9 protein-coding genes are annotated in these 9,480 nt (G+C 38.6%); 2 read left to right on the top strand and 7 right to left on the bottom strand.

Annotated elements, in window-relative coordinates; all coding sequences use genetic code 11:
* Positions 1–62: 62 nt before the first annotated feature.
* Genes nadA through nadB form a run of 3 tightly spaced genes read right to left on the bottom strand, consistent with a single transcriptional unit; the run spans position 63 to position 3,546 of the window.
* Positions 63–1,169, bottom strand: coding sequence for a quinolinate synthase NadA (gene nadA, locus GH715_RS15175; protein ID WP_153836065.1), 1,107 nt, complete (start codon positions 1,167–1,169; stop codon positions 63–65).
* Positions 1,166–2,011 (bottom strand): carboxylating nicotinate-nucleotide diphosphorylase, encoded by an 846-nt coding sequence (gene nadC / locus GH715_RS15180; RefSeq protein WP_153836064.1) that lies wholly within the window; start codon positions 2,009–2,011, stop codon positions 1,166–1,168. Before nadC ends, nadA begins: the two co-directional genes overlap by 4 nt.
* Entirely contained in the window at positions 2,008–3,546 is a 1,539-nt protein-coding gene (gene nadB / locus GH715_RS15185; protein WP_153836063.1) for an L-aspartate oxidase, read from the bottom strand. The genes nadC and nadB overlap by 4 nt, the downstream gene beginning before the upstream one ends.
* A gap of 232 nt (positions 3,547–3,778) precedes the next feature.
* Here nadB and GH715_RS15190 point away from each other — a divergent pair, with 232 nt between their 5' ends.
* Both GH715_RS15190 and GH715_RS15195 read left to right on the top strand, forming a co-directional pair.
* Positions 3,779–4,948 carry an IscS subfamily cysteine desulfurase gene (locus tag GH715_RS15190; RefSeq protein WP_153836062.1) on the top strand — a complete coding sequence of 390 codons (1,170 nt, stop codon included), beginning with the start codon at positions 3,779–3,781 and terminating at the stop codon, positions 4,946–4,948.
* The gene (locus GH715_RS15195; RefSeq protein ID WP_153836061.1) at positions 4,926–5,456 is read left to right on the top strand and encodes a transcription repressor NadR; all 531 of its coding nucleotides are present in this window, start codon (positions 4,926–4,928) and stop codon (positions 5,454–5,456) included. The genes GH715_RS15190 and GH715_RS15195 overlap by 23 nt, the downstream gene beginning before the upstream one ends.
* A gap of 188 nt (positions 5,457–5,644) precedes the next feature.
* On the opposite strand, the gene pheA is transcribed toward GH715_RS15195, so the two are convergent.
* The 4 genes from pheA to GH715_RS15215 are packed head-to-tail and all read right to left on the bottom strand — an operon-like array spanning position 5,645 to position 8,864.
* Positions 5,645–6,526: a prephenate dehydratase gene (pheA, locus tag GH715_RS15200; protein ID WP_153836060.1), complete on the bottom strand. Its 882-nt coding sequence runs from the start codon at positions 6,524–6,526 to the stop codon at positions 5,645–5,647.
* Positions 6,527–6,545: 19 nt separating this feature from the next.
* Positions 6,546–6,998 carry an ACT domain-containing protein gene (locus tag GH715_RS15205; RefSeq protein ID WP_153836059.1) on the bottom strand — a complete coding sequence of 151 codons (453 nt, stop codon included), beginning with the start codon at positions 6,996–6,998 and terminating at the stop codon, positions 6,546–6,548.
* 53 nt (positions 6,999–7,051) lie between these two features.
* Complete coding sequence (gene obgE / locus GH715_RS15210; protein WP_153836058.1) at positions 7,052–8,332, bottom strand: GTPase ObgE; 1,281 nt, start codon at positions 8,330–8,332, stop codon at positions 7,052–7,054.
* Between the two features lie 19 nt (positions 8,333–8,351).
* Positions 8,352–8,864 carry a Spo0B domain-containing protein gene (locus GH715_RS15215; RefSeq protein ID WP_153836057.1) on the bottom strand — a complete coding sequence of 171 codons (513 nt, stop codon included), beginning with the start codon at positions 8,862–8,864 and terminating at the stop codon, positions 8,352–8,354.
* Positions 8,865–9,480 lie beyond the last annotated feature (616 nt).

Consider the following 9,480-nt stretch of genomic DNA (forward strand, 5'->3'; position numbering starts at 1 on the left):
AAAAAGAAGGATATCTTTTTTTATAGATATCCTTCGATCAACTTAAATACAAGCTTGTCACATTATAGGCTTCCTTGCAGCATTCGGTTTAGAGCTAGTTTGGCATGTTGAGCTATTTCATTTGGAACACTGATTCGATTCGTATAATTTCCTTCCCATACTTCTTCTAATGCCCATGTTAAATGAGGCAAATCAATACGATTCATTGTTAAGCAAGGACACATAAATGGGTTTAAGGAAATAATTTTTTTATCTTGATGGCTGTTTATTAAACGATTAACTAAGTTCATTTCTGTACCGATTGCCCATTCACTTCCAGCAGGCGCTTGCTTGATGGTTTCAATAATATATTTCGTGGAACCAGCAAGGTCTGCCTGTTGCACAACTTCATACTTACATTCCGGATGAACGATAATCTTCATTTCGGAATGATTTTTACGAACTTGCTCAATATTTTTCGTAGTAAAATTTTCATGTACGGAACAATGACCTTTCCATAAAATAACACGGATATCCTCTACTGCATCACCTGCAAATTCCAATTTGCTTGCAATCGGATCCCATACTGCCATCTGATCTAACGGAACGCCTAACTCTACTGCGGTATTCCTACCTAAATGCTGATCAGGCAAGAATAACAGCCGTTGTTTTTGCTTAAATGCCCATTGAACCATTTGTTTCGCGTTAGATGAGGTAACGGTAGCACCTCCATGTTGCCCCACAAATGCTTTAATGGCAGCTGTAGAATTGACATAGGTTAAAGGCAAAAGCGTATCACCGAACAAGGCCGTTAATTCTCTCCAAGCTTCTTCAGTCTGCTTATCATCTGCCATATCTGCCATCGAACAACCGGCACGCATATCCGGTAGTATTACCTTTTGATCAGCATTTGTTAAAATATCAGCGGTTTCCGCCATAAAATGAACACCACAAAAAACAATATATTTCGCCTTTTGTTGTGCGGAAACTTGGGCTAGTTGCAATGAATCTCCACTTGCATCAGCAAATTGGATCACTTCATCCTTTTGATAGTGATGCCCCGGAATAAATAACTCTTCTCCCATATCTTTTTTTATCTTTGTGATTCTTTCTATCATTTCTTCATGACTCATGTGTTGATACTTTTCTGGTAACTGTTGATGTGTGGTAAATAGTGTTGCTAGATTCATTTTACTCCCCCCGTAATGTTAAAGCTGATATCTAAAGCTTGTGCTGAGTGGGTAATAAACCCAAGTGAAATGATGTCCACTCTCGTATCCTTATATAGGTGAATATTATCGACAGTGATATTACCTGAAGCTTCTGTCATGATATCTTTTGGCACTAGTTGAATCAGCTCTCTTATTTGTTCTGGCGACATATTATCAAACATGATCACATCTACGCCTGCTGCAATCGCTTCTTCCAACTGCTCCTTGTTTTCGATTTCTACTTCGATCTTGATCATGTGACCTGTCGAGGTTCTTATTTTTTCTACAGCTTTAGTAATCGAACCCACTGCCGCAATGTGATTGTCCTTTAACATCACCGCATCATCTAATCCAAAACGATGATTGACTCCACCACCACAACGAACTGCATATTTTTCTAACATACGTAATCCTGGTGTTGTTTTTCGAGTATCGGCAATTTTTATCTGATCATTAGCTAAATGACGAATTGCTTGAGAAGTAACAGTTGCAATACCGCTTAATCGCTGCAAAAGGTTTAAAATAACCCGTTCTGACGTTAACAATAATGGATATGGACCAGATACTTGTGCAATCACATCGCCTTTCTTTACTCGTTGGCCATCCTTTTTAAACAAATCGACTTTTATCTGTTCATCAAAAAGATGATAAGCCTCCTCTAATATCACTTCTCCAGCAAAAATACCTTGCTGCTTAGCAATAAATTCACCTAGTCCTGTTGGAGATACGTGATCGAAAATATGATCGCTTGTGACATCTCCACTCCCGATATCTTCTTGAAAAAAATGGTTGAGCTGTTGCTTGACATATAATCGATTCATACCGTTACTCCTTGTTTGGTTAATTGATAGGTTATCCTTTTATTCTCCCATTGTTCACTTTTAAATGGGTAATCCACTCGGTAATGAGCGCCTCTGCTTTCTATGCGTTTTCTGGCTGCCTTGGTTACGAGCTGGGCAACCTGTAAATGATGCTGCATTTGAATTTGATCCCGCGATGTAGTATATCTGCTTAAATAATTATCTTGAATAATTGTAAATTTCACTAACCATTCCAGCATTTCATTTAACCCTGATTCGCTTCGATTAATGCCCACATGATTGGTCATTTGTTTACGTAGTGTGTGTAGATCAGGATGATGGAATCTGTGATGTAATGGTTGGACTAGCGATATACTACTGGAAGGCACACTGGATTGCGTCTTTAAATAATCTGCTAATCTCGTTGCAAATACTAATCCCTCTAGCAGTGAATTACTTGCCAAACGATTAGCACCATGGACGTGTGTACATGCTACTTCTCCAATTGCATACAACCGTGGGATATTCGTCCTTCCTTGCAAGTCGGTTTCTACCCCTCCCATCGTAAAATGGGCTCCTGGATTTACCGGTATTAGTCCTTGCTGCCAATCTATGTTATTCTTTTCACATACTGATTTAATAAAAGGAAATTTAGTTTGAAAGTTTTTGATTTGATGAATATCCAAATATAGCCGATTTCCTTTCGTTAATTCTGTCATCATAACACGGGCTATGATATCCCGAGGTGCTAGATTTTCCAATGGATGCGCACCTTTCATAATTTCTCGACCATTCTGATCCACCAAAATGGCTCCTTCTCCTCGAACTGCTTCTGAAATCAAATCATTGTAAGGAGCTTGTGTTGCTAGCATAGTCGGATGAAACTGGACAAACTCCAGATCTGAAACTCTAGCTCCAGCACGATAAGCAATCGCTATACCATCACCGGTAGCACTCGGATCATTAGATGTTGTTTCATAAAGCGCCCCAAAGCCTCCGGTTGCCAATACGATATGATCTGCAGTATACGTATGCAATTGATTATCTTGATCCATCGTAATAATCCCTTTACACTCGCCGGCTTCTATCACACAATCAACCGCAAGTTGTCCTTCTATAATCGTTATCTTTCCTTGCAATATTTGCTGATAAAAGTGAATGAGATACTTACCGGTTTGATCTCCTCCTGCATGAATGATTCTTCGCTCACTATGGGCACCTTCACGACCTAATAAAAGTTCACCATGTTGATTACGGTCTGCTGGAAACCCTTGTTGAAGCAGACTTTTCACTACCTGTTTTCCCTCTTTCGCTAATGTTTCCACTGCTTTTTGATGGTTATGGAATACACCTGCTTTTAAAGTGTCTTCTGCATGTAAATGCCATTGATCCTTGGAAGAAACGGCAGCAGCTATTCCTCCTTGGGCGCGGATAGAGTTACTATCGTTTGTTGTATTTTTCGTCAGTATTGTTACATCACTATGCTGCCATGATTCACTCGCAAGTACATATGCAGCAAGACCAGAGCCAACAATGACTATTTTTTGTCGTTGCAAACAAAACACCACACTTTACAGTTGTCTTTACAGATATCTTTACATATAATAAGTAATATGACAAGTATTTTTTTATGCGATCATCAATTATAAAAAAAGACTGCCATCAGCAAGCGAATGATCGCAAGATGTTAGGTACATTATTCCTGCTTTGCTTCTTTGAATGACGGTAGTTATGGAAATTCACTGACAATTGTATATAGGACTATACTTCTAAGGAAAGGACGATTGGATGATTTATTGTGATTATGCCGCTACATCTCCTATGTCAAATCTAGCATTAGACGTATATCAAGAAGTAGCAAAAGGTTATTTTGGAAATGCTAGCAGCTTACATGATATAGGTGGGAAAGCAAAAGATATATTAGAAAATTCAAGAACTATGATAGCAAAGCTTTTAAATACAGAAGCACGACAAATTGTATTCACGAGCGGGGGAACGGAAAGTAATCTGTTAGCTATCGACACATTACTAAGAACTAGTCATTTAAAAAAGAAAAAACATATCATTACAACAGAAGTCGAGCATAGTTCTTTATATTACTACATGAAAGAGTTGGCCAATCAAGAAAATGTAGAGGTCACTTTTCTATCAGTAGACCACAACGGGCAAATTCGGCTAACTGATCTAGAAAAAGCGATTCAGCCTAACACATGCCTTGTCTCAATCCAACATGTTAATGGCGAAACAGGTGTTATCCAGCCAATAAAGGAAATTGGAGAAAGGTTACAAAAACAGGGTATCCCTTTTCATAGCGATATGATTCAATCATTTGGTAAAATAGATATAAAGCACTTGATACCGTTTGTTGATTGTATAACGATTTCAAGTCATAAAATATTCGGTCCTAAAGGAGTTGGAGCACTATATTTCTCTAATAGACTCTCATTAAGATCTCACCCTGTTTCAACTAATCATGAACACGGATTAAGACCTGGAACAGTTAATGTGCCTGGAATAGCTGGATTTGCTGCGGCAGCTTCAGAAACAATAAACAATCTCGTACAAAATCAAGATCACATCCAATACATACGAGAACTTTTTATTCAGAAATTGAAAATCGAAGGAATTCCATTACAACCGATTGTAACCGTCAATCAATGTCCAAGTATTGTTGGTTGTATTAGTGATTTTGTACAGGGTGATTATGTCATGCTAGAATATAATCGACATAGTATTGCAATTTCGACAGGTAGTGCATGCGCTATTGGAGCAACAGAAGTTCCTAAATCCATTCAACCGTTTATTAGCGATTATGATGAAGGGAAACGGTTTGTTCGATTTTCTTTCAGCCATCATACAACGGAAAAAGATATTCATGAGATCATCAAAGCTTCGAATCGAATATTTAATCGAATCAAGGAGGAGAGACAAGGTTATGACAAAGAAATTAACGGGTAAAGCAAGGCGTGAAAGCCTGCTGACTTGGTTGCAAAATAGTAAAACACCGCTTACTGGAACAGAACTGGCTGAAAAGGCAAATGTAAGCAGACAAGCAATCGTACAGGATATTTCCTTATTAAAAGCTCATAATCATCCTATTATTGCTACCAGTAATGGTTATTTATATATGAAAGCTGAAAAAGAAAAAGTAGATTTTCGTCGTGTTATCGCGTGTAAACATGAAGGAAAAGATACTAGAGAAGAATTATATACGATCGTAGACTATGGCGCGACCGTAGAAGATGTCATTATCGAACATCCGATTTACGGTGATTTAAAAGCTTCTTTAATGATAAACAGTCGCGTTGATGTTGATCAGTTTGTTCAGAAAATCGAAGAAAAAAATGCTCCATATTTGTTGGAGTTGACCAATGGGATTCATAACCATACCATAGTCGCCAATGAAGAGCGGAAGTTGGATCAAGCATATGAGGCGTTAAAGGAAAAAGGATTTATTGTTGAATAGTAGCTGTATTTAATGTAGCACATGCAGATGAGTGGATAGAACTTAAATTGTCCACTCTATTTTTTGGAAAAGTTAGTTAAGGCCGTGCCCACGGTAAGCGAAGGAATGATTCGGAGCTTAGCCGATTCCATCGCTTAACACGGTCATTGGCCGATTATATGCTTTTTTTCCATAAAAAACGCCTGCGATTATACCGCAAGCGTTACACCGTTTCCACTGTGTAAATAGTAAGGATAACTGCCTAATACTGATACTTTACAGCCTAACGATTCCATTTCTGTTATAGCATTAGGAATCAGAACATCATCCATTTTTTGTTCAATGTCTATTAGGAAGTAATAATTACCAAGACCAGTTTTCATTGGTCGTGATTCAATTTTGGATAAATTCAAGTTACGCCATGCAAACGCAGATAGTACTTGATGTAAGGCACCAGGTTGATCTGATGGTAAGGTGACCGTTACGGTTGTTTTAAATCCTTTTTCCTCCATTTTATTGGAAGTTAATTCTGTTTGACTTTTATGCAAGACAACGAATCTCGTATGATTATTATCGAAATCGTGGATGTCTTTTTTCACAATCGATAAACCGTATTCTTTCGCTGCAAGATGATTGGCAATTGCAGCTATATTCTGTTCAGGGTGCTCACTGACAAATTCTGCAGCTGCTCCTGTCGAAGTCATCGACTGTGCCGGTACCTTCACTAATTCCTTACGTAAAAAGCTATGGCATTGCGCAATCGCGTGAGAGTGAGAATAAATAGCATCAATTTCTGTCCATTTATCAACATTATCAGGGTGTACCATTAAATGCTGACGAATCGGAACAATTACTTCACTTACAATTTTCACATCCTGTGCTTGGATTAAATAGTCCAACGTTATATTAACCGTACCTTCTATCGCATTTTCCAGAGGTAAAACAGCATAGCTTACTTCATTGTTTACTACAGCGTCGATACATTCAGGAATGGTACTATACCCTTTTTTAACGTCTCCATTAAACATGGAATCTACTGCGATTTTAGTGAAAGTTCCTTTTGGACCTAAATACCCGATAGTTTCCTTCATATAGCTTGCTCCCCCTATGTTATGAAACACCTGAACTTAATATTTCTACTTGATTGACAAAATCAATCTGTTTTAAATCACTTAAGAGCTGATCGATCTCAACTGTCATTCCATTTGTATTTAATGATAACGTAACATTTGCTTTCCCTTGAATTGGTATCGTTTGGTGAATCGTTAATATATTGCATCCCGCCTGTGCCACAACAGATAAGAGGTGAGAAAGCACCCCTGTTTGATCTTGCAAATGGAAAAACAACGTAATCATCTGTTCTTTTACCATATGTTGAAACGGAAAGACAGCGTCCCGATATTTATAAAAAACACTACGCGACAATCCGACTTGGCGTGTAGCTTCATGAATCGAATCCACTTCATAACTTTCCAACAATTTTTTTGCTTCCAATGTTTTTTTCATTCCTTCTGGTAAAAAATCTTCACTTACCAAATAGAACTTTTCATTTTTCGCAGACATCCACATTCCCCTTTTTTACCAACGGATGGTCTTGCTACTAAGCATATTATCTATTATTCCATAAACTCGAATTCATAATCAAGCAGGCGAACTGTATCACCGTCTTTTGCTCCACGTTCTCTTAACGCATTGTCTACACCCATTCCGCGCAGTTGTCTGGAGAAACGTTGAACAGATTCATCACGACTGAAATCAGTCATCTTGAATAGCTTCTCAATCTTTTCTCCATACAATACATAGGCACCATCAGGGTCACGAGTTATCGAGAAAGCTTTATCTTCTTTTTCAAAACGATAAACTACGCGATCTTCTTGTTCTTCAACTGGTTTATAATTTTTCGGAATTTCATCTAGTTTGTTCGCTACAGCAAACAATAGATCACGGATTCCTTCCTTAGTAACCGTTGAGATCGGAAAGATTGGATAATCTTCATCTAACTGTTCTTTAAAAAAGGCGAGCTGTTCCTCTGCCTCTGGTAGATCCATCTTATTAGCAGCAATGATCATTGGACGTTCTAATAGTGTTGGATCATATTGTTCTAACTCTTTATTAATCGTAATAAAATCTTCGTAAGGATCTCGGCCTTCTGTTGCTGCCATATCTATTACATGTAAAATCACACGTGTACGTTCCACATGTCGTAAAAATTGGTGACCAAGTCCAACACCTTCGTGTGCCCCTTCAATCAATCCAGGTAGGTCCGCCAAAACAAAACTTCGTTGATCAGCCGTATCGACAACTCCTAAGTTAGGTTGTAATGTCGTAAAATGGTAGTCGGCAATTTTCGGTCTTGCCGCACTAACGGTTGATAATAAGGTCGATTTCCCAACACTTGGAAACCCTACTAAACCAACATCAGCTATCAATTTTAATTCGATCTGAATATCGCGCTCTATACCTGGCTCGCCATTTTCTGAGATTTCCGGGGCAGGATTTCTAGCAGATGCAAATCGAATATTTCCTCGACCACCTCGACCACCTTTTGCAATGACGGCCCGTTGTTTATGTTCGATTAAATCAGCGAGCACTTCTCCTGTATTAACGTCCCTTACAGTGGTACCTGGTGGTACAGACAATACTAATGGCTCTGCATTTCTTCCATGCATGCCTTTTCCCATTCCGTTCTCGCCACGTTTCGCTTTAAAATGTTTCTGATAGCGAAAGTCCATTAGTGTATTTAAGCCTTCATCAACTTCAAAGATAACATCTCCGCCATCTCCTCCGTCGCCACCAGCAGGACCACCCATCGGAACATATATTTCACGCCTGAAAGCAACTATACCGTTACCCCCGTCACCTGCTTTTACATATACTTTGACCTGATCGACAAACATGCTGTCTCACCTTCTTTCGTTATTCTTGCCACTCTATCCTTAACATCTCTTCTGTTGTCACTTTTTCAATAAAGGATAAAGATTCTAACTCTTGTTTTAATGCCTCAATATCGGTCCAATTCTGATCAAATGTTAAGTGAATATGTATAGTATGGTCCACTTTTTTGAAAATAAGCGTACCGATATATTCCTCATATTCTTTTTGATAAGAAGGTAATATTTGAAATACTTTTTGTATTTTGGTTAGTAATGCTTCGTCATCCATGATGGCTGGTTGTCCGTCAACAAATGATTGAAAATGAAGCTGAAAAGTTTCCGAACGCCAATTCAATTGATACAGCCATACCATTGTTTTTGGTATATTCAATCGATCCAAACCGCGTTCCTGATTAGATCTTTCCATTACTTCGGTTATTTTACTTTGTATTTTATCTAATTTCCCCATTTGAGCATAGCCCAAGATTAGTTGCAAATCATTAAGCCAATCATGGCGATAATGGCGCAACATTTCTACTACATCTTGTTCCTTCAACGTCTTCACCCCTCACACAATAAGAAAATTATAGCATAGAAAAACATAAGATTCATCTATATGACGGTCATATCCCATTCGAAGTATAGATAACAACTGCGAAATAGTGAAAATTTAGAAAAGGGAAGCTTTCTCCCATTCTGTATAATGATGAGTGCTCGGTCGACGCTGCGGAAAAATACTCCCTTTCCAGGGGCGCAGCCTCAGCTAACTTGGTAAAGAAAATCACTTTACCAAGTGGATCTTTGGCTCGTGCTATTCCCCCAGGAGTGTCGCATTTTTACGCAGCTTAGAATAGTGTTCTAATAAAATGACAGGAAATCCAAAGGAAACAGTTTCCTAAGTTCTATTCTTACAATAATCAGAGCACTAAAATCAGCGTAGGCAGAATACGAAGACTCCTATGGGAACTCACGCGAGCTGAAGACCCCGCAGGAAAGCGACTTTTGCTTTCCGAGGAGGCTAAGGCCGTGCCCATGGAAAGCGCAGTATTCTGCCGTAGCGAATGACAACACTTCTTAAAAATGGAACAACGTAAAGCCATGTCCAAGTTACTTCGCAGTTTATGTATCTTGTGAATTTTTGGTTCTTTGTCAAATGTGGTGGTGTAGTTTTA

The organism is Gracilibacillus thailandensis, assembly GCF_010994055.1.
GTDB classification, from domain to species: Bacteria; Bacillota; Bacilli; order Bacillales; family Amphibacillaceae; genus Gracilibacillus; species Gracilibacillus lacisalsi.

Bases quoted from the DNA above. Each gene is read 5' to 3' on its own strand.
- obgE (WP_153836058.1), bottom strand. From the start codon at position 8,332: ATGTTTGTCGATCAGGTCAAAGTATATGTAAAAGCAGGTGACGGGGGT.
- pheA (WP_153836060.1), bottom strand. From the start codon at position 6,526: ATGAAGGAAACTATCGGGTATTTAGGTCCAAAAGGAACTTTCACTAAA.
- nadC (WP_153836064.1), bottom strand. From the start codon at position 2,011: ATGAATCGATTATATGTCAAGCAACAGCTCAACCATTTTTTTCAAGAA.
- GH715_RS15195 (WP_153836061.1), top strand. From the start codon at position 4,926: ATGACAAAGAAATTAACGGGTAAAGCAAGGCGTGAAAGCCTGCTGACT.
- nadA (WP_153836065.1), bottom strand. From the start codon at position 1,169: ATGAATCTAGCAACACTATTTACCACACATCAACAGTTACCAGAAAAG.
- GH715_RS15190 (WP_153836062.1), top strand. From the start codon at position 3,779: ATGATTTATTGTGATTATGCCGCTACATCTCCTATGTCAAATCTAGCA.
- GH715_RS15205 (WP_153836059.1), bottom strand. From the start codon at position 6,998: ATGTCTGCGAAAAATGAAAAGTTCTATTTGGTAAGTGAAGATTTTTTA.